This window comes from Vibrio sp. McD22-P3, from assembly GCF_021568915.1.
Lineage (GTDB): Bacteria > Pseudomonadota > Gammaproteobacteria > Enterobacterales > Vibrionaceae > Vibrio > Vibrio mediterranei.
The window spans coordinates 98,670-118,375 of sequence record NZ_JAKGTN010000009.1; the positions used below are offsets into that span (position 1 = coordinate 98,670).

Here is a 19,706-nt window from a genome sequence, read left to right on the forward strand (position 1 = left end):
CTCCTTATTGCTCTTGCTGCTGGGCAATTTGATTGGCTTGGTCAACACTGATGGCTTCAACGTTGTCGCCATCACGAACAAACCCCTGTCCGAGCACAATAATGTCAACTTGCTTGCCCAGTCCGGTCAGCCAAACGCCATCTTGCTCAGCTTTAACAAGCTGAATCGGTATAAAGGCGACTCGATTTTCCTTGAGAGTTTTCACCCCTAGGTTGCCACTTTCATCTAGCGCCAGCATTGCAGGCGTAATCTTAATCGCTAATTGCTCATCTAACGCAAGTTCAACCTCAGCACTGATACCAGCCGGAATACGTTGATTAGGATTTGGTACTTCGATTTCAATCGGGAAAGTATTCGTCGATTCGGAAGAAACTCGAGAGATATAGCGCAACTTTCCAGTCACTTCATCACCGTTAATAAAGCGGATTTGCGATGGCTGGCTAGTGACCAATTGCTGAATATGTCTCTCGCTAACATCCGCTTCGATGATCAACGTTTCTAAATCAATCAGCGTCGCCACAGGGTCACCAACCGAAACAAAATCACCAAGTTCGATATATAGATGGTCGACAATACCGGTAAATGGAGCTTTGACTGATGTATTGCGTAATGCCAATTTCGCCGCACTCACCATAGCTTTCGCTTCAGTTAAATTTGCGGCAGCGGTTGAGTAAGCTACCTCTCCTTGAAGTCCTTTGCTTTTTAAAGATTTAGAGGCATTGAATTCTTGCTGTCTGACATTTAGCATCGCTTGAGCACGCTCTAAGCGTATCTGCAAATCACCGAGATCGATTTGAGCGATTGACTGACCTGCTTTAACTGAGTCACCTTTTCGTACATTCAGTTTAGTGATCTTACCTGCAATCTCAGCACCCAATTTCGCGGTACGATCTGGCGCTGTTCGGCCGTAGAGATCGATTTTCTTCTCGACTTGTTGAGCATTAAAGGTTTGATAAACAACACGAGCTAAAGGCGCAGGGTCATCGGAAGGTGCGGTAGATTGATTTTCTTCAGCTTTTAACACACCTAAACCTAACCACACACTAAGTATAAAGATACAGAGCAGAGAAATAAGCCAAGGACGTTTCGAAAAAAAACTGCCAGATTGACTGATTGGCATAATCATTTCCTTATAATTGTGTTTTTGACGCTAACGGTTAGATACGTTGCTCTAAGGCAACTAGTTCTAAAAAATTATTAGCAATCAAACATTAAACGACATCCTATGTTTAATGTGATGACTGAACTACTTTACTCAGCCTAGAGAAATAGACAACTAAACTTCTCTCCTAATCTGCTCTTAATGGGGAATTTTTCACAATGTTAAAAGCGAGATCAAAAAAGGCGAACACATGGTTCGCCTTTTTATTTGCTATACGCTAAAAGATGCGCCACAGCCACAGGTTGTGGTCGCATTTGGGTTATTCACGAAGAAACGAGAACCTTCTAGTCCCTCAGTATAATCAACCACACCACCAACTAAATACTGCAGGCTCATTGGATCAACCACTAGAGTTACACCACATTTCTCAATAGTCGTGTCACCTTCGTTCACGTTCTCATCAAACGTAAAGCCATATTGGAATCCACTACAACCGCCACCCGTAATATAAACGCGAAGCTTAAGCTGTGGGTTTTCTTCTTCTGCAATTAGGGTCTGTACACGCGTTGCCGCGGCATCTGAAAAATCTAAAGGAATAGCTACATCACTCACGGGAACCTCTCTTGCTACTCAATCGCAAATAACACCCTACCACAACCTAATGATGGGCAGATATCCCCTGCGATGAAAAACGACGGCCCAGTTGCTCACCAGACCTTCCATATAATTTTTAAAGTTATTGCACCAGATTATCTAATACCTGACTGCTTCGTTCAAGTATTACGCAAAAGCAAATTAGCTTTACAGCAGATTCAAACGCTAATTTACGAAAATGTGCTCAAAACACTACTAGAATCTGTGCGGAGATGTACAATGCTGCTCAACTTGGTCCGAACAAGCAAAGAGGAACTTTCCATGACCAAATCAGCTGAGCTGTATGAAAAAGCGCAACAGACCATCCCGGGCGGTGTTAATTCTCCGGTTCGTGCCTTCAACGGCGTAGGTGGTTCACCTATTTTTATCGAACGTGCCGATGGTCCATTGATTTTTGATGCTGATGGTAAAGCGTACATTGATTACGTAGGTTCATGGGGTCCTATGATTCTAGGCCACAACCACGCTGCAATTCGTGATGCTGTGATAGATGCAGCACAACGTGGATTAAGTTTCGGTGCACCAACTGAAATGGAAATCAACATGGCGGAATTAGTTCGCAAGTTGGTGCCATCAATGGAACAACTGCGCATGGTTAGTTCTGGTACAGAAGCAACCATGAGTGCGATTCGTCTAGCGCGTGGCTACACTGGTCGTGACAAAATTCTTAAATTTGAAGGTTGCTACCACGGTCATGCTGATAGTCTATTGGTTAAAGCAGGTTCCGGTGCACTAACACTTGGACAACCAAGCTCTCCAGGTGTACCAGCTGACTTTGCTAAATATACACTGACGGCACGTTTCAACGATCTAGATTCTGTTAAGGCTCTGTTTGAAGCAAACAAAGGCGAAATCGCTTGTATTATCGTTGAGCCTGTTGCGGGCAATATGAACTGTATTCCGCCAGTGGAGGGTTTCCATGAAGGTCTACGTCAAGTTTGCGATGAGGAAGGTGCTCTACTTATTTTTGATGAAGTAATGACAGGTTTCCGTGTTGCTCAAGGTGGCGCACAGGCACATTACAACATTAAACCAGACCTAACCACGCTAGGTAAAATCATTGGTGGTGGTATGCCAGTTGGTGCTTTCGGTGGTCGTAAAGAAGTGATGCAATACATTGCACCGACAGGTCCTGTTTATCAAGCAGGTACGCTATCAGGCAACCCAATTGCGATGGCGGCTGGTTACGCTTGTTTGACGCTACTTTCTGAAGAAGGCAATGAAAAACGCCTAGCGAACAAGACTAAACAACTTGCTGATGGCTTTAAGCAACTCGCTGACAAACACGGTGTACCACTAGTCGTGAACCAAGTAGGTGGCATGTTCGGCTTCTTCTTCACTGAGCAAGAAACTATAACTTGCTATGAAGAGGTTGCTAAGTGTGATGTTGAACGTTTCAAACGCTTCTTCCACTTAATGCTAGACCACGGTGTTTACCTAGCCCCATCAGCATTTGAAGCCAGCTTCACATCGTTGGCACACGGCTCTAAAGAAATCGATGCGACATTAGAAGCAGCTGATCGCTGTTTCGCCATCATTGCTAGCGAAGCATAAGCAAGCATTGAAAAATATCTTAAGGGCTGATTAATCAGCCCTTTTTTATGCCTGCCAATTAAACAGCGCCAGAATAATGAGCACTGCAATGGTCAGAGAAAACCAAGGAATAGCACGCTTTTGACGCTTATTCGATTGACACTTCTTGTCGTCGCTACAACACCCCATATCCCCTCCGTAAAGCCAATGAATGAAAAGTAATTAACGTTGATCGATCAACATTTTGCGTCCATTATATGACCACTATAACTAAGTAAAAACGCCTCGTCTGTAGGTGTTTGTCATAAAGTCATTACCCCTTCTTTAAGAAGGTCTGAGGAAACGTTGTGAAAAATAAAATGAATGTGACTGCTAGCCACTGGGTACTGATCCTTGCCCTTCTGTTTGCAGCGTTTGCTTGTTATTTATTAGTTGAACCCTATATGAACTCCATTGTTATGGCGTTCATCCTTTCTCTGTTGATGTTCCCAATTCATGAGTGGATTGAGAGCAAAATGCCGAAGCACAAGAACGTCGTCGCCTTGCTCTCATGTATTGTATTGACGTTTATTATCGTTATGCCTCTACTTTTGGTGTTTAGTGCTATCGTTCAACAGGGTTCCGTGTTCTCTCAAAACATGTATCAATGGGTCACTGGCGGTGGTATTCAAGAGGTTATCGCCCACCCTTGGGTAAAGAAAGGGTTGTCTTTTATCAATGACTACCTACCTTTTGACGCAATTAACGCACAAGATATTGCTCAGAAAGCGGCTGAATTTGCGACTTCGCTAGGTTCGAATTTAGTTGCGACTAGTGCAAAAATTCTTGGTGACGCAACAAACTTCCTGATGAACTTCTTCTTGATGTTGTTTGTTCTGTTTTTCCTATTGCGTGACCACGACAAAATCATCGCTGCGATTCGCCATATTCTGCCGTTCTCGCGCAGTCAAGAAGATCGCCTATTAAATGAGATTGAAAAAGTGTCGAAATCAGCGGTCATGGGATCATTCTTGACCGCGATAGCTCAAGGTGCCGCAGGTGGGTTTGGTATGTGGATGGCAGGGTTCCCTGGACTGTTTTGGGGCACAATGATGGGCTTTGCGTCCTTTATTCCTGTTGTAGGTACCGCACTTATATGGATACCAGCTACCGCTTACTTGCTCATTACCGGCGATACCACATGGGGCTTGTTCTTAGCTGTCTGGAGCATCGCTGTCGTCGGCTCTATTGATAACGTGCTGCGCCCGCTGCTAATGCAAGGCAGTGCGGGTATGAATACTCTGATGATATTCTTCTCTCTCTTAGGGGGTATTCATCTATTTGGCTTAATTGGATTGATTTACGGCCCTCTTATCTTTGCCATCACTATGGTTCTGTTCAATATGTACGAAGAAGAATTTAAAGACTTCTTAGACGGACAAGATAACAGCTAGACACTTTTTTCAGGGAGGGCTTTGTGAGAGAATCCCCTCCCTTTTTACTTCCAGAGATAACTCGTCATGGCAACCTACATCGCACCTAGTCAAATCGCGGAAAGGCAACTCGAATACTTCGCACAAAAGCGTGTATTGGTCATCGGCGAAATAGAAGATCAGTTCCCTATCGAGCTTAGTAAACATTGCGACAAGGTGACAGTATTTACCAGTAATTACATCACCTACCGCATGTTAAGCTCTTCAAGTAAAATCACGACGTTGTTCGGCGCTTCATTACCGAGTGACATTGATGCCGATATGATTTTACTCTACTGGCCAAAAGCGAAAGCCGAAGCGCAAATGCTACTGGAAATGGCACTAGCAAAACTTGGCAACGACACTGAAATTGCTGTTGTCGGTGAAAATCGCTCTGGTGTAAAGAGCATCGAAAAAATGTTCAAGCCTTACGGACTAATGAACAAATATGACTCAGCTCGACGTTGCTCTTTTTACTGGGGCATGTGTCAATCAGCGCCTGAGTCATTTGAGCTTGAAAACTGGTTTAAAAGCTACCACGTAGAGCTCAATGGATTACCCATCACAGTTAAAAGCCTGCCAGGCGTCTTCAGTCACGGTGAATTTGATGGTGGTAGTCAGTTGCTCCTGAACAACCTACCTGAACTGAAAGGTAAAGTGCTCGACTTTGGTTGTGGTGCCGGTGTTATTGGCGCTTACATGGGGCTAAAATATAACGATATTGAACTCAATATGTGTGATATCAATGCATTTGCCATTGAATCAAGCAAGCAAACTCTATTAGCGAATAATTTAGAAGGGCAGGTATTTGCGTCAGACGTCTACTCCGATGTCACCCCAGGACTCGACTTTATTATCAGTAATCCACCGTTTCACGCTGGTTTAGATACCAGTTATTCAGCAACAGAAACCTTATTGTCTGACGCACCTAACTATATGAATAGCAAAGGGCAGTTAATGATTGTCGCCAATAGCTTCCTCAAATACCCCCCTATTATTGAGCAGCAATTTGGTCACTGTCACACTGTCGATAAAAATCGTAAGTTTGCTATCTATCACGCAACAAAATAAGTCATAAAGAATCCAATTGGTTGGTATTCTCAACCCTTTCACCAACCAATTGAATTCATTTAAATAACTCGCTTCATTAGGCCCTTTCTTACACCACAAAGCTGATTGCATACGTTATTTTTGTGTTACTCAACACGGTTTATCGCCAACTTACTTGTCAAAGAAAAAAAAGTCATTAAATTGCTAAGGTTAACTCTTTCTTAATTCGTCATACCGAGAGCTAAGCGATAAATATGTTCAAGTTGTATCGAAAACAGAAATTCAAACGACTGCAAAACACCTTGATGATGGCTTTTTTGGTGCTCAGCATTACACCCTTGACGGTCATCGCGCTATTCTTTCTCAACGCACACAGTCAGGATCTAAAAGATCAAAGTACCTCTCATCTGGTATCGATAAGAGATACTAAAAAACAGCAGTTGATCAACTACTTTCAAGCTCAAGAGTCTGAAGTCATGGGATTCGTACGTTCAGAACTCGCTTATGCCAGTGGTGGACGATTCTATGGACTGGTAAACGCGTTTCAGCGCCTCGGTGACGATATAGAACAAGCAAGAGAACATGCGCAAGAACGCTATATTCAAGGTTCAGGCAATCAAGTAAAAACCGCAATCCTTCCAGACTCTAGTAGTTATGTAGGAAGTGAGCGCTACCGTCTTCTACACAAGCGCTATCATAGGGCGTTTATGGAGCACCTGAAACGCTCAGATTTTGATGACATCATACTGGTTGATCTTGCAGGCAACGTCACCTACTCCGTCTATAAAAATCGCTATTACGGCACAAATTTAGAAACGGGCGAGTTTTCAACTCAGATCCTTGGCGAAACCTTTGATCGTTTGAAATCTGAAGTCACTCACAAGCGCAAAGAAAACGAAGAGTACACCCCGGTTGTTATTTCCGATTTTGCCCTACAAGATGACCAACAGTACGCTTGGCTTGGTGCACCGATTATCCAGCAAGGTTATCTTCACAGTTATGCCATGTTCAGGCTTCCCATCAAAGGAATCACTAAACTCATCACTGACGGCAAACCAGATGATATTAAGCTGCTGCTGGTCGGTAGTGACCATGCCGCCAAGATACTTGGGCTTGAACAAGACACCATAGACAACAGCAACGAAGTTATCTCACAAGCCTTATCGGGTCTCACCATGGTGGGTAGCTACACCAATGCCAAAGGCGAAGACTACTTTGCGGCATTCACTCCTATTCAACTCAATGAAACCAATTGGGCACTGGTTGCCGAAACACCAGAGGCCATCGCTTTTGCTAGCGTTAAGCAACTAGAAAAACTGTTTGTTATTGCAATGCTGACCGCGATTGTACTGGTTGTCATTGCTTCACACTACCTTTCTAACTTCATTACTTCTCCACTGCTTAAGCTTACTTGGGCAGCCGAAAGAGCCTCTGGTGGAGACTTAGAACCTTCGATTATTAGCGCAGACCGTAAAGATGAGATTGGCCGATTGGCTCTGAGTTTCGAGCGTATGAGGCGCTCAATAAAAGAGAAGATCGAGCTCATTAAGAGTCAGAACCAAGAGCTAGAACAGAATCTAGTCACGATTAAAAAGCAAAATGAAGAATTACAGCTAGCAAACAAGCTGAAAGATGAATTCCTTGCAACCACTTCTCACGAACTTCGCACTCCACTTCACGGCATGATTGGGATTGCAGAGGCAATGATCTCTGGTGCCAATGGACCAATTGGCGCCAACCATAAGTATCAGCTTGATATCATTGTTAACAGTGGCCAGCGCCTTGCTGGATTGGTGGACGATCTTCTCGATTATCACAAGATGCGTTACGGCAACTTAGATATTGAACGTTCTGCTATCAGCTTAACCGGTGCAACACAGCTGGTCTTGGAGCTGTCACATCACTTGCTTGGTGAAAAGAAGATTCGAATTATCAATCAAGTCCTCGAACCATTGCCTTATGTCTCAGCCGACCCACAGCGCTTAGAACAGGTACTTTATAACCTTGTAGGCAATGCCATCAAATACACCAATGAAGGTAAGATCGTATTATCGGCCACCGCCATGGATGATCATATTCGAGTGCAAGTTGTGGATACCGGCCAAGGGATTCCTGCTCAACAGCTTGAACATATTTTCGAGCCGTTGGTTCAAGCAGGCCATGATTCAGGTCATTACCGCCAAGGTGCAGGGCTTGGCTTATCGATAAGTCGACAGCTTATTGAGTTAATGGGCGGTTCTCTTTATGTCAGTAGTCAGCCTCATGTTGGCACCACGTTCAGCTTCACCCTTCCTTTAGCGACACAGGAAGAAATAGAGCATATGTCTCAATTAGGACAAAATAGTCACTTTCATATCGCCGAGCCAACTGAGATCAATCTCGAAGAAGAGGAAGTCCTTCCAGAGAATCCTGATGGACCAGTGTTGCTTGTCGCGGATGATGAGCCAGTGAATTTACGTATCCTAGAGAGCTTTTTAAGACTAGAAGGCTATCAAGTGAAATTGGCCAAAGATGGCTTAGAAACACTGGATATCATTGAGCATGAAAAACCAGACTTACTGCTACTCGATATTATGATGCCTGGAATGAGTGGCTTTGAAGTGTGTGAAACCATTCGTGAACAATACGATCATGCCGCGCTGCCTATCATTATGCTCACTGCTTTGAATCAATCAGAAGACAGAGTTCGTGGTTTTGAGCTCGGTGCCAATGACTACCTTGCAAAACCGTTCAGTAAGCCGGAGCTAGCGGCACGTATCGCCGCTCACCTTCAAGCAAGCAAAGCTGAAGAGAGACGCGCCGAAAATCAACTTCTCAAGTATGAAATCAAGCAACGTGCGTTGGTTGAAGCAAGTTTGTTAGAAACACAAGGGCGTTTGATCGAGCAACTCGATAGTGCGCCGGAAGCGATTCTATGCATCCGAGAAGACCTCAAGGTACAGTTTGCTAACCAAAGTGCCGGACGTATGTTTAAACGCAGTGTTGAACAGCTCAAACGCTCCAATGTTGAAGAGCTAATTGCGCCTAAATTTATTCACTTGTCTCAGGAGCATTATTGCGGCGATATCGATATTTTTGTCGATGATGTACGCCAACATATAAACACCGATATTCTCACCTTACCTGAAGGTTCGGGGTTAAAGAGCATTTACATATTCGAACAAGGGCAGTCCCTAGATCAAACGCGCGTGAAGAACCTAGAAACCGCTATTGATGCGTTATCTCGATATGCGATTGAAGGTGATAAGGCGAAACTGCTGGAACTCAAAGAGCTGGGCGGAGAATTTACTCAATTAGCGGATAAAGCCGTCGATGAAGAGAAGTCTCGTCCTGAATTGATGCGCGAGTTATTGGTAGATACCATGACCAATGCGCTGGAGTATTGGGAAAGTGTTACCGGACAAAGCAAATTTGCCTTTGCTGAACAAAGTGGCTTGTGGCGTGTTTACTTGGACCGCAGTACCTTGCAAACGCGCACATTGGATAAGTATTTGCGCGTAGAGACTTTACCTAAAACACCTCGTTGGCGCACAGTACTCAGCTCAGTAGAATACATACTCGACCATTGTCACCGTCAAAGCCCAGAGCGTGACCATATTATTGCTCTGCGCGACAAGCTGCAAAAGTTGCTGACCAATTAGACTAGAGCAAATCACTAACTCAGCGCATAAAAAAACGGCCACTCAAAGTGGCCGTTTTTTTATTCAGTATAGAGCTCTTAGCAAGCTCTATAATTCACCATTAAGCAGGCTCTTGAAAGATGACTGTGTCTGCTTTCTCTGTGTACTGGCCCATACGGTGGAAGTTTAGATAGCGGTATGTATCTGCTGCCGTTGGGTCAATCTGCTTCATGTACTCTAGGTATTCTTCTTTCGTTGGAATCTTACCTAGGATTGCACCGACTGAAGAAAGTTCAGCTGACGCAAGGTATACATTAGCACCAGTACCAAGACGGTTCGGGAAGTTACGAGTCGACGTAGACATAACTGTCGCTTCGTCAGCAACACGCGCTTGGTTACCCATACACAAAGAACATCCCGGTGTTTCGATACGAACCCCAGCGCGACCAAAGATACCGTAGTAGCCTTCTTCCGTTAGCTGGTCACGGTCCATTTTCGTTGGTGGAGCAATCCATAAACGAGTATCTAGTTGACCATTGTATTTATCAAGCAACTTACCAGCAGCGCGGAAGTGACCAATGTTAGTCATACAAGAACCAATGAAGACTTCGTTGATTTCTGTCCCTTGCACCTCAGAAAGTAGACGAGCATCATCTGGGTCATTTGGTGCACAAAGGATTGGCTGCGTCACGTCTGCAAGATCAATCTCGATAACATGAGCGTATTCTGCATCGCTATCCGCTTGCATTAGTTCTGGGTTAGCCAGCCACTCTTGCATTGCAACAATACGACGTTCGATAGTACGACGGTCACCATAGCCCTCTGAAATCATCCACTTAAGCATAGTGATGTTTGAGTTCAAGTACTCTTCGATGGACTCTTGAGACAGTTTAACAGTACAACCTGCAGCACTACGCTCAGCCGAAGCATCAGAAAGTTCGAATGCTTGTTCAACAGTTAGATGTTCAACGCCCTCAATCTCTAGGATACGACCAGAGAACTCGTTGATCTTACCGGCTTTCTCAACCGTCAATAGACCTTGCTGAATCGCATAGTAAGGAATCGCATGAACAAGATCACGAAGTGTGATGCCTGGCTGCATTTCACCTTTAAAGCGAACAAGGATAGATTCTGGCATATCAAGAGGCATAACACCGGTTGCCGCAGCAAACGCGACCAGGCCAGAACCTGCTGGGAAAGAAATACCAAGAGGGAAACGAGTATGTGAATCACCACCTGTACCAACGGTATCAGGTAGAAGCATACGGTTTAACCAAGAGTGGATAACACCATCACCTGGACGCAGTGAAACACCGGCACGGTTCATGATGAAATCAGGCAGTGTATGATGAGTATTCACATCGACTGGTTTTGGATACGCTGAGGTGTGACAGAATGACTGCATTACTAGGTCTGCAGAGAAGCCCAGACATGCTAAGTCTTTCAGTTCATCACGCGTCATTGGGCCTGTCGTATCTTGAGAACCAACCGTCGTCATCTTCGGCTCACAGTAAGTCCCCGGACGAACACCTTCAACGCCACAGGCTTTACCAACCATCTTCTGAGCCAATGTATAGCCAGCATCTGACTCTTCAACAGCTACTGGGCGGCGGAAAACTTCTGACGGCTCAAGGCCTAGAGATTGGCGAGCACGGTCTGTTAGACCACGACCAATGATAAGTGGAATACGACCACCAGCACGAACTTCATCAATCAGTACGTCTGTTTTTAGTGCAAACTCTGCTAGGGTTTCACCTGAGTCGTGGTTACATACTTTGCCTTGGTATGGATACACGTCAATCACGTCACCCATGTTCAGCTTAGTTACATCCACTTCGATTGGCAGTGCCCCTGCATCTTCCATTGTGTTGAAGAAGATTGGCGCAATCTTGCCACCCAATACATAACCACCAGCACGCTTATTTGGTACGTTTGGAATGTCATCACCCATAAACCACAACACGGAGTTGGTTGCTGATTTACGAGAAGAACCTGTACCTACCACGTCACCTACATAAACAAGTTGATGCCCTTTGCCTTTAAGTGCTTCAATTTGTTTGATTGGACCGATTGAACCTGGTTGATCCGGTTCAATGCCATCGCGTACATTTTTCAACATCGCTAAGGCGTGTACTGGAATATCTGGACGAGACCATGCATCAGGTGCAGGTGACAGATCATCAGTGTTGGTTTCACCCGTCACCTTGAATACTGTCAACGTAATTTTCTCTTGTAGCTCTGGTTTAGACAGGAACCATTCTGCCTCTGCCCAAGAGGTTAGGACTTGTTTCGCGTAAGCATTGCCTGCTTTTGCTTTCTCTTCAACATCATAGAAAGCGTCAAACATCAGTAGCGTATGAGACAGTGCTTTAACGGCAATTGGCGCTAGCGCTGCATCGTCAAGCAAGGCAATCAGTGATTCAATGTTATAACCACCTTGCATGGTGCCTAGGAGTTCAGCTGCTTTTTCACGGCTCACTAGTGGCGATTCTACTTCGCCCTTAGTTACAGCCGTCAGAAAACCTGCTTTAACATAAGCAGCTTCATCAACACCAGGTGGAATACGGTTCTCGAGGAGGTCTAGAATAAACTCTTCTTCACCCTGAGGTGGGTTCTTTAATAGCTCAACAAGTCCAGCAACTTGTTCGGCATCCAGGGGTCTTGGGACAACTCCTTCGGCAGCACGCTCTTCGACGTGTTTACGGTAGGCTTCAAGCACGACTTTTTCCTCTCATTGCGGTCCCTCCTTAATAATTAGAATTAGGAGTGGACATCCTTGGAAACTTGGCTCTCCCTCGCCTTATCTCGTCATCAAGTAACTGAATCAGCAGTGCCAGAGAGGCCAAACTGTGGGGCGAAGGATAGCAAATTTAACGTTAGATTAAAATCTTATCATTTTGACCAACATTGCAAGTTTGAGTAAAAACAAGCATTTTGCGACTAAAGTTGCAGCAGGTCGCTGCAATACTACCCTTCATTTAGAGTATTTATATTCAACATAATCTGGAGTGATAATGACGTTTAATAAGCAGCTCCAATAATCAAATAGAACGAGCGCAACCCTGTTTCTACTTGACCATAAGACAGCATAATAGGCCCGACAGGAGAGTCTATGCCAGCAAAGACCGACCCTGCCAGATACAGTGGCGCATTAGACAACGAACGGTCGCCATCCCAGACACCGCCATACTCAGCACTTGCTCCTAAGTAAACTGGGGATTGAAACATGCCAAAGTCGTTATCGAACCAGCGATAGCGATACACGAGACTACCATAGAGTTTGTTCTGGCCAATCAAACTGTTACGAGGAATACCCGACATATTCAAAAAGCCACCAAGTTCTCTTGGGCTCACTGGCAATGAGTCGTTTTCCGTCTCGATCATTTCGTAATCGAACGAGCCGACTAAGGTATTACGATTAAAGGTTTTTGCATATTTAGTAGCAATGCTAATTTCGTAGGCGTTATCAGAAAATTCTGAAGGTTCAGTTTGGATGTTTTGGTCGCCACTGTCTCTCGATAGCAAATACTCTAAATTCACCAACCAGCCTTTTGTCGGCAAACTATAATCATCTAACGTGTCCAGTTTGTAGTTGGCAAAAATACCTCGACGATCAAAATCAAACGTACCAGCAGAAGGTAAAGGTGATACATACGATTCACCAGTCGTATACCTTGCACCAATTTTCACTTCTTGCCATAGCGCTGGTTGATAACCAACCGCAAACTCTCCTTCCCACTCGCGATACGATACTGGAATAAAATCAGCATTGCCTTCAAGAGCTGGCTCCATGCAACCATCCCCGCTAGAGTTTAATTGACAGAGCACATTTCGCTTGTCGCTGTTGTAGCGAAGGCCACCTAACAAGAAAAAGTCTTGATTGAACATGAATGGCGAGTAGACCTCTGCTTCCACTCGCTTGTCAGTACCAAAGTCCGCGTTCACTCTCAGCTCTGCCCCGCGATCGTTCAAGTCGGTAAAGTTAGTGGTAACACCGATCGAATAGAAGCTGTTCGCATTGAAGTCTTCTTCAAGGTAGAAACGAAAGTCCATATAATTTGGACCCCAAGATTTCTCTTTTACATCGACAACAAGATCTGTTTCATCGCCTTTATCATCGTAACGGTATGTGATCAATTCAAAACGATCGAGCGCATAGAGCTCCTCGATATGCTTCTCTATCTCATCGGTTTCTAGAATCTCACCCGCTTCCAGCCCCAGACGGCTTTTGATTAACTCATCACTGTAGTGACTCTGGTTATTGATCACTATCTTATCGACTACGTTCTCATCACCGTACACCAACTTTTTGCGTGCTAACTGTTTGGCATCGATGTAATGCTGAAACTTAGCACTGTTTACGGTCAGAGCTTTAAGCTGTTTCTCATTACGATAAGCCGCTTGATACCCTAAGTCATACGCTTTCGGCATCGCTGAAAAATCGGTGGTAGCGATCTGTCCCACATCTGGATGCATTAAGATGTCGTTGTCATCCAGAGCTTGCATTTGCTCTTCTGTACTGCGGCGTACCAAATAATTGGATAGCTGCTCGCCAACAGTTAAGAAGCTACTGAAATCCTCTCGGGTTTTGTAATCACTACTGATATCAACCGCGATGATAATATCCGCACCCATTTGCTTCGCCAGCTCGACAGGCATGTTATTGGTCACCCCACCATCAACCAGTAAATAGCCATCTAGCTCATAAGGAGGTAGTGCGCCCGGCACCGACATACTCGCCATCATTGCGTCCACTAGATAACCTTTATCCAGTACAACAGGCTCAAGTTTTAGTATATCCGTCGCCACCGAACGATAAGGAATGGCCAAATCATCAAACGATTTGAACTCAGGAAGGTTGCCCGTAGTTTTGCGCAGAATGCGTAACATATTCTGGCCTTGTACCACCCCTTTTGGGGCTTCTATCGATCCAAAATGTAAACCGATATCGGTGCGGATTTGGTAGCGATCTTCCGACTCCTTATCGCGAACCCTGCGTTGACTGCGGCTGACGCGGTCGCGATATCCATTATTCCAATCCACGGTATAGATGAAGCTTTCAATCTCGTCAGCGCTCATTCCGGTCGCATAAAGGCCACCCACATAGGCCCCCATGCTCGTGCCCGTGATGATATCAACAGGAATCTGCATTTCTTCTAGTGCTTTTAGAACACCGATGTGTGCAGCCCCTTTCGCGCCGCCACCTGCCAGAACCAATCCTATTTTAGGACGGTCAAGTTCCTTTGCGTTGTTATCGGTATTTTCGGTTGCTAACACCCGTCCACTGCTGGACAGGAGAGCGACGGCTACTAGCCACTGAATCAGGCGTTTCACATTCATCCCTAAAAGCACTTTTTACTATGGTTAATCCAATATATCAGGTAATTAGCAAATTCTCTTCATAATTAAACGTAGTTGAAATCACCAGTCAAATAGGTTTTTTATCCACTGTTTGGGTTGGTTGTCACAGGAAGCTTTCAGTTTTCCACCTTCATCCCAGACGGGTAATTCAAATTGGCTACCGCAATCAAGCTCCAGTGCACCACTGCGCTGCTTAGAGAAACCAATCATGCTGATGTTTTTAGGCCAAGGCAATGTTAACTTCTCTGGAATTCGAGCTTTCAAATAGTCTGAATACACTCGCAATGCACCGCTTGAACCTGTGAGTTTAGTCGACTTGTTATCGTCACGCCCAACCCAAATTGTCGTCACTTCTCGTCCATCAACACCAACAAACCAACTATCACGAGTATCATTACTGGTACCCGTTTTTCCTGCCAGTGCTGCCCATGCAAACTGACTATTCAGGTAACGTCCCGTTCCTTCAGCTACCCCTTTTTTCATCGCAAAGGTGGTAAGCCATGCAGCTTGTTGAGGGACCTTCTGCTGCGCTTTAGGTAGAGATCGATAGAGCACCTCTCCGTCCACAGTAACGACTGAGCGTAAAGCCGATAGCTCGGCTTGTCGTCCAGAGTTGGCGATAGTTTGGAACATCTGAGCCACTTGATACGGCGTCAACGATAGCGAACCAAGGAACATGGATGGAACAGGCCTGATCTCATTCGCATCTACACCTAAGCGCACTAATGTCTCAGAAACCGGTTTAATACCGAGAGACATACCTAAGCGCACAGTCGGGACATTAAGAGATTTTGCAAGCGCTTGATAGAGCGGCACATCACCACGGAACTTACGGTCGTAGTTTCGTGGCTGCCAAACATTACCTTGACTGCCTTTCAAAGTTATCGGAGTGTCTTGAAGTGTCGATGCCAAATCATAGCTCTGCGGTTGTTCCAACGCAGTAAGATAGACCGCAGGCTTGACTAACGAACCAATTGGCCTACTCGCATTCAACGCTCGGTTGAAACCACTGTAACCAGTACGCTTACCGCCTACCATAGCGCGGATCTCGCCAGTATTTCTGTCCACCGCGACGGCAGCCGCTTCAAGACCTTTACCGGATGTTTTCTCTAACTGAGGTACCCGCTTAGCAATGGCCTTTTCTAACTTGTCCTGTGAAACAGGATCCAGAGATGTGTAGATTCGAATGCCTTTGCCACCACGTAGCTTATCGCCTAGCTTGCTATTCAGCTCACGGTTAAGCTGCTGAAAATACGCTGGTTGGCGGCTCGCAATTTGTGGATTGTTCTGCAAGTCGAGATCACGAGAGGCTGCCATTTCAAACTCACGTCCGGTCAGCATGTTCTGATCCATCATTAAACGCAGCACTAAGTCTCTGCGCTGCTTAGCTCGCTCTGGATGACGAATAGGGTTGTAGTACGATGGTCCTTTTACCATGCCCACCAATAACGCAAGCTGGTCAATTCTCAACTCTTGTAATGGCTGACCAAAATACAAACGAGACGCTAGCCCAAAACCATGAATAGCCTCACCGCGGCTTTGGCCAAGGTAAACTTCATTTAAATATGCTTCTAAGATTTGGTCTTTGCTATAGCGATAGTCAAGAATGAGTGCGATAAACACTTCTCTTACTTTACGCCATAAGGTTCTATCACTGGTGAGGAACAGGTTTTTAGCCAACTGTTGTGTTAACGTACTGCCCCCTTGTACCGTGCGGCCAGCACGAATGTTAGCAAAAAACGCACGAGCTATGGCAGTAGGGGAGATGCCATCATGTTGGTAAAAATCACGATCTTCCGTTGCTAATAACGCGTCGATCATGATTTCTGGAAATTGATCACGCCTTAAAAACAAGCGTTGTTCATCGGCTTTTTTCTCGAGCATCCCTAGCATCTTAGGTTCAATTCTTAGAAAGCCAAGATCGCCTTTCTTTTCCAACGACTGAATTCGAGACAATGACCCATCGTTAAAATACAACATCACATGACGATCGGGTTCTGGACCGTCGGCAAATTCGAAGGGACGACGAATCAGTTCTATCTTGGTGGAAGACGAGGAGTACTCTCCTGGATGGCGCGGTTGAGATACCTTACGATAGTTTAATACGTCCAGTTCATTACGTAACTGAGCTATCGTAATATTGTCGCCGACAGACAGATTGAGCACACGAGCATAAACCACTGTTGGCAACTCGAATAAATTACCTTCAAAGCGCTCTTTAACCACTTGATCGAGATAGTAAAACACCGCGCCAAGGGCGACCACGCCAACCAGAGCTAGTTTCCAACCGATTGAGAGCAGACGTTTCCCCCACCCTTGTTTCGCTTTTTTCCGGCTCGGTTTACGCTTAGGTTTGCTGCTTTTGGCTTTCGATTTAGGAGCCGATTTTGTGGTGGTCTTTCTTGGTGCTGGCTTTTTACCACTAGGTGCCAACTTTTTCGTTACTGTCATGAATTCAATTGTCTTTTAGTTTTACTCGTTGCCTGATGATTCATTGGGTCATCAGGCCAAGGATGTTTCGGGTAACGCCCCTTCATCTCTTTCTGTACTTCTTTGTAGGCACCTTGCCAAAATGCCGCCAAGTCTCTGGTTATCTGCAACGGACGTTGAGCTGGAGATAACAGTTCTAACACAATCGCTTGTTTCCCTAGCGCAATAGTAGGTGACGACTTTTCGCCAAACATTTCTTGCAGCTTCACAGACAACGTCGGAGCTTCACCAACTTGGTAATGTATTTTCTTTCTTCCGCCAGAGGCAACTACCAAATGCGTCGGAAGCCACTCATTGAGTCGTTGTTGTTTATCCCAACCTAAGCGGGCTTGTAATGCGGCCATTACATCCAACTTCTTAAGTTGTTTAGCATTCTTGATGCCAGTCATGAAGGGTAATAACCACGTCTCAAGCTCGTCGAACAATGCTTGCTCAGACATATCCGGCCAACCTTCATCAGGGAGCCAATCCGAAGCACATATGACGCGCGTACAAAGCGCTTGCGCGTCAGAGTTCCAGTCTAACGCAGCTAAACCTTTACGCTTAACATAGCCAAGCAGCGCAGCTTCAACATCCGCTTTTTCTGGAACGGGAATCTCTTTGTGATGCAAAACAATCGCGCCAATTTTTCGTTGTTCACTGGCAACTAAGCGACCTTTCTGATCATCCCAATCCACTACAGAGAGTTCATCAATTAATTGCGGTGCTGTTGTCGAAAGCAGCTCAATATCCAGCGGCAACGCCTTAAAAATCTGACTACTTCCCTGACCGGTTTTCATTAAATCAACAACGGCCAAGTAAGGTGACTTAGCTAATGGTTGCTGATTATCGACACTTGCTCCATGCCCATTTGCTAACAAATAGTGTCCCGATGCAGCACTGCGACTTGCCGCTATTCTATCTGGGAATGCGAGCACTGCGACAAATCCGAGTAAAGATTCATTCATCGCCTCTAATACAAAACGATGCGATAAACGTTGCGCCAAGACAGAAGCTCTTTGGGAAAGAGAGCCACGGCGAGAGTGAGTGCCTTGCTGCCAGCGCGTTAATGAACGGGTAAGATCCAGCTCATTGCGTTCGGGCTCTTCAATTAGGCAGCATACGGCTATTGCCACATTAAGCGTCTCAGACCCTAACTGCTTAGCCTGTAGCAACATGCTAGCAAGGCGAGGCTCGACACCCAACTCATGAGCTTGATGTCCAAGTGCGGTTTGTTTGCCCTTCTCATCGATAAGTTGCAGCTTGATAAGAAGCGACTGGGCTTGCTGTAGATGCGTGGACTTTGGAGGGTCTATCCAAGCTAAATCTATTGCATCAGAGCAGCCCCATTTGGTCAGTTCTAATTGCAATGCGGACAAGTCACTACGTAAAATTTCTGGCGTACTTTGCTCAGGTTGTGAGTTGAACTGAGTTTCACTATATAAACGTACACAAAGCCCTGGCTCAATTCGACCTGCACGTCCTGCCCTTTGAATCGCGGAGGACTGTGCAATGCGGGTTTGCTCAAGTCTCGAAACACCCGTTTTTAAATCAAACCAAGATTGGTTTTCTAATCCAGAGTCCACGACGAGGCGAATACCTTCAATGGTCAGGGAAGTTTCAGCGATATTGGTTGCAAGAACGACTTTTCGTGTTCCGGATTTAGCTTGCTGGATAGCCTTTTGCTGCGCTTTAAAATCCAACTGCCCATATAAAGGACAGATATCTGCTTCGATACCAGATTGGCTCAAAAGCTCTTCTACTCTTTTGATGGCGCCAACGCCCGGTAAAAAAGCCAGCAAAGAACCTGACTCACGTAGCATCAGGTTCTCTATTTGTTTTGCCATAAACATTGGCAGATTATCATTACGGCTCATTGGCACATAATGGGTTTCCACTGGGAAAGAGCGTCCACTGGATTCTATAAAGGTCGCTGTTGGTAATACACGTTGAAGGTCATTGGCTTCCAACGTTGCAGACATCACAATCAGCTTTAAGTCATCTCGCAGCGCCTCTTGGCTTTCAAGGGAAAAAGCGAGTGCGGTATCGGCATGCAGGCTACGCTCATGAAACTCATCAAAAATAATCGCTCCAATGCCCGTCAACTCAGGGTCGTCTTGCAGCATACGAGTTAAGATGCCCTCTGTCACAACTTCTAACTTTGTATCCTTGCTTACCTTACTCTCACCACGTACTCGGTATCCTACAGTTTGACCAACCGTTTCATTACGCTGCGATGCTACGTACATGGCAATATTTCTCGCCGCAATACGTCGCGGTTCGAGCATAATAATTTTGCCATCTATCAGTCCACTTTCAACAAGCTTTTCAGGAAAGTACGTTGACTTACCGGCACCAGTCGCCGCCTTAAGTATGATCTGATTCGATGAGGAAATCGCTTCAAATATTGAAGGCAACACTTGTTCTATAGGGAGCTGTGACAACGCTTTGACCTTATGTTGTAAT

Annotated in this window: 11 protein-coding genes; 4 read left to right on the forward strand and 7 right to left on the reverse strand. The window is 45.3% G+C overall.

Features of this window, described 5'->3' with window-relative positions; all coding sequences use genetic code 11:
* Positions 1-4: 4 nt before the first annotated feature.
* Positions 5-1,120, reverse strand: coding sequence for an efflux RND transporter periplasmic adaptor subunit (locus L2W36_RS12285; protein WP_236110173.1), 1,116 nt, complete (start codon positions 1,118-1,120; stop codon positions 5-7).
* 252 nt (positions 1,121-1,372) lie between these two features.
* Positions 1,373-1,714: an iron-sulfur cluster insertion protein ErpA gene (gene erpA / locus L2W36_RS12290; RefSeq protein ID WP_006072684.1), complete on the reverse strand. Its 342-nt coding sequence runs from the start codon at positions 1,712-1,714 to the stop codon at positions 1,373-1,375.
* 303 nt (positions 1,715-2,017) lie between these two features.
* On the opposite strand from erpA, the gene hemL reads away from it, so the two are divergent.
* On the forward strand, positions 2,018-3,310 hold the full coding sequence (hemL, locus tag L2W36_RS12295; protein WP_236110174.1) for a glutamate-1-semialdehyde 2,1-aminomutase: 1,293 nt from the start codon (positions 2,018-2,020) through the stop codon (positions 3,308-3,310).
* Between the two features lie 45 nt (positions 3,311-3,355).
* On the opposite strand, the gene L2W36_RS27320 is transcribed toward hemL, so the two are convergent.
* Complete coding sequence (locus L2W36_RS27320; RefSeq protein WP_261359919.1) at positions 3,356-3,478, reverse strand: hypothetical protein; 123 nt, start codon at positions 3,476-3,478, stop codon at positions 3,356-3,358.
* Positions 3,479-3,648: 170 nt separating this feature from the next.
* Between L2W36_RS27320 and L2W36_RS12300 the strand changes: the two genes are divergently transcribed.
* From L2W36_RS12300 to L2W36_RS12310, 3 genes are all read left to right on the forward strand, one after another.
* Positions 3,649-4,722 carry an AI-2E family transporter gene (locus L2W36_RS12300; RefSeq protein WP_006072681.1) on the forward strand — a complete coding sequence of 358 codons (1,074 nt, stop codon included), beginning with the start codon at positions 3,649-3,651 and terminating at the stop codon, positions 4,720-4,722.
* Positions 4,723-4,788: 66 nt separating this feature from the next.
* Positions 4,789-5,811, forward strand: coding sequence for a 16S rRNA (guanine(1207)-N(2))-methyltransferase RsmC (gene rsmC / locus L2W36_RS12305; RefSeq protein ID WP_236110175.1), 1,023 nt, complete (start codon positions 4,789-4,791; stop codon positions 5,809-5,811).
* Between the two features lie 233 nt (positions 5,812-6,044).
* A complete protein-coding gene (locus L2W36_RS12310) occupies positions 6,045-9,431 on the forward strand; it encodes a response regulator (RefSeq protein WP_236110176.1) in 3,387 nt (1,128 codons plus the stop codon).
* Between the two features lie 100 nt (positions 9,432-9,531).
* Here L2W36_RS12310 and acnB read toward each other — a convergent pair whose 3' ends face one another.
* The 4 genes from acnB to hrpB all read right to left on the reverse strand — a co-directional run bounded on the left by acnB (position 9,532) and on the right by hrpB (position 19,684).
* On the reverse strand, positions 9,532-12,129 hold the full coding sequence (gene acnB / locus L2W36_RS12315; protein WP_038224012.1) for a bifunctional aconitate hydratase 2/2-methylisocitrate dehydratase: 2,598 nt from the start codon (positions 12,127-12,129) through the stop codon (positions 9,532-9,534).
* 302 nt (positions 12,130-12,431) lie between these two features.
* The gene (locus L2W36_RS12320; protein WP_236110177.1) at positions 12,432-14,750 is read right to left on the reverse strand and encodes a patatin-like phospholipase family protein; all 2,319 of its coding nucleotides are present in this window, start codon (positions 14,748-14,750) and stop codon (positions 12,432-12,434) included.
* An 81-nt stretch (positions 14,751-14,831) separates the two neighbouring features.
* The gene (mrcB, locus tag L2W36_RS12325) at positions 14,832-17,222 is read right to left on the reverse strand and encodes a penicillin-binding protein 1B (protein ID WP_096442817.1); all 2,391 of its coding nucleotides are present in this window, start codon (positions 17,220-17,222) and stop codon (positions 14,832-14,834) included.
* Positions 17,219-19,684, reverse strand: a complete 2,466-nt coding sequence (gene hrpB / locus L2W36_RS12330; protein WP_236110206.1) for an ATP-dependent helicase HrpB — start codon at positions 19,682-19,684, stop codon at positions 17,219-17,221. Before hrpB ends, mrcB begins: the two co-directional genes overlap by 4 nt.
* Between the last annotated feature and the right edge of the window lie 22 nt (positions 19,685-19,706).